1 protein-coding gene and 1 pseudogene are annotated in these 2,171 nt (G+C 58.9%); both read left to right on the plus strand.

What is annotated here, in order from left to right:
- Nucleotides 1–184: 184 nt before the first annotated feature.
- A pseudogene (locus V6E02_RS12875) lies at nucleotides 185–1,354 on the plus strand (IS256 family transposase).
- A 176-nt stretch (nucleotides 1,355–1,530) separates the two neighbouring features.
- The coding region (locus tag V6E02_RS12880) for a hypothetical protein (RefSeq protein WP_347309204.1) at nucleotides 1,531–2,171 on the plus strand (641 nt) is incomplete at its 3' end.

Below are 2,171 nucleotides of genomic sequence, written 5' to 3' on the forward strand. Positions count from 1 at the left end.
CCTGTACCCAATGTGCTGCACTTGCATGGCATTCCTCCGTCATCGAAGGCGTGCCAAAGGTTTCTGAACTTATGCACGATATTCAGTTGTGTATCTTTCTTTCTGTAAATTCTGTTCCGCCGTATCTGTAGGGCGGTGGGCGGTGAGTCTGGCGCCATGACATCAAGAAAGGCGTATAAGCCCCATGGCGATGCGAGTCGAAACCAACCCTCTGGAGGCAGCCTATGCGGCGTTGCTTGAGCACGGCCTGGATGGCGCGGGGGAAGCGTTGCGCATCCTCGTCAATGAAGCGGCCAAGATCGAGCGAAGCGAGTTTCTCGGTGCCAAGCCCTACGAGCGAACAGCGAACCGGCGCGATTACGCCAATGGCTTCAAGCCCAAGACCATGCTCACCCGGTTCGGTGAAGTGACCTTTCAGGTGCCGCAAGTGCGTTCCGGTGAGTTTTATCCCTCGGCTCTCGAAAAAGGCACCCGTACGGATCAGGCGGTGAATCTCGCGCTCGCCGAGATGTACGTCCAAGGGGTCTCCACCCGGCGGGTGATCGAGGTGTTGCAACGGCTGCTGGGGCCTGAGATTTCGCTCTCTTCCGCCCAGGTGAGCCGGCCGCGGCCAAACTCGATGAAGGGCTCAAAGCCTGGCGCGAGCGGCCGTTGGGGGAAGTGCCCTACCTCTTTTTGGACGCCCGCTACGAGACGGTGCGCCTGGAAGGCAGAATCATCGATTGCGCAGTCTTGATCGCCGTCGGGATCGAGGCTTCGGGCAAGCGCCGCGTACTCGGTTGCGAGGTCGCCACCTCGGAAGCGGAAATCAACTGGCGGCGCTTTCTGGAAAGCCTCTTGGCCCGGGGGCTGAAAGGGGTCAAACTCATCGTCGCCGATTGAATCATGCGGGGCTTGCGGCCGCCCGCCGCGCCGTCTTGCCTGCTGTGCCCTGGCAGCGCTGCCAGTTCCATCTGCAACAGAACGCCGGTCAGTTCGTGACGCGAAAGGCAAGCGCGAAAGAGCGTTGCCGCTCAACTGCGCGCCATCTTCAATGCCCCGGACAAGATGGAAGCCGAGCGGCTCTTGAAGGCCGCCTTGGAAGCCTGGCGCAAGGAGCACCCCAAGCTTGCCCAATGGGCCGAGGAGGCCATTCCCGAGAGCTTGACGGTGTTCGACTTCCCTGCGGCGCATCGCATCCGTGTGCGCACCACCAATGGCCTGGAGCGCTATCCGCCGGGAACTCAGACGCCGCACCCGCGTGGGAAGCCACTTCCCCAACCCCGATTCCTGCCTGCGCCTGGTCTGCGCACTGCTCGCCGAACTGGACGACGAGTGGATGACTGGCAAGGTCTATCTCAACCTCAACCCGTAACCCAGGCGTCATGACCACCGCCGCAGAAATTTACAGAAAACGGGTTGCACAATCAACGCGAGGGCGATGTCATCTACTTCGGCATCGAAAACGACTACCTGCCGGAATCCGGCAATCCCTGTTCACCTGTGAGTCGGGGCGTGAGGAACCAAGGAATACTATGAAAGGATGTATCCATGAGATGGATTTGCCAAGGGTTTTTTGTCATAGCATTTATTATTCCTTTGCATGCATTGGCAGGCGGGACACGGCTGCCGGAGAGCATTCATTCCCCTCCGCCGGATCAGAGGTTGATTGAGAAGTTCACAGGGAAGGCGAAGACACTTTATTACGCGGACCCCCAGATTAAACAAAGGGTCTTGGTATCCGACCGCATTCTGGATGGGTTTGGGTACGGGCCTTTACGATTAACATTGGACAATGGTACAGCGATCTATTGGGGTGCCAGACACGGGGAGGCAACGACCGAATCGGTTGCCATCTTCGATAAAGCTGGCCGCCCGCGCCTGCTTGCTGCCGTGGACAGCATTCCCTGGTGCGATGGCACCGGTAGTCATTGTGCGCCCTTCACCTCTGTCGAGGCATTCGAAGCGCGTGCGCGGCGGACATTCCTGTACCCTGGGATTGCCCTGTTCGTCCGTGACAAGCGCGACCTCGAAACCTATCTCCCTTATTTCAAGCGCTGGCTCCATGCGAATATCCTCGGGTTTAATGTGGATTGCAGCGATCCAAAAATGGCGGACGCCTGCAGATTCGTCACGCAAACCGAGTGGCTGGAGATCATTCCGACGCGAGCTTATCTGCTCCCGTCGATGCG

This window comes from Thiobacter sp. AK1 (genome assembly GCF_039822265.1).
In the GTDB taxonomy this organism is placed as follows: Bacteria; Pseudomonadota; Gammaproteobacteria; order Burkholderiales; family Thiobacteraceae; genus Thiobacter; species Thiobacter aerophilum.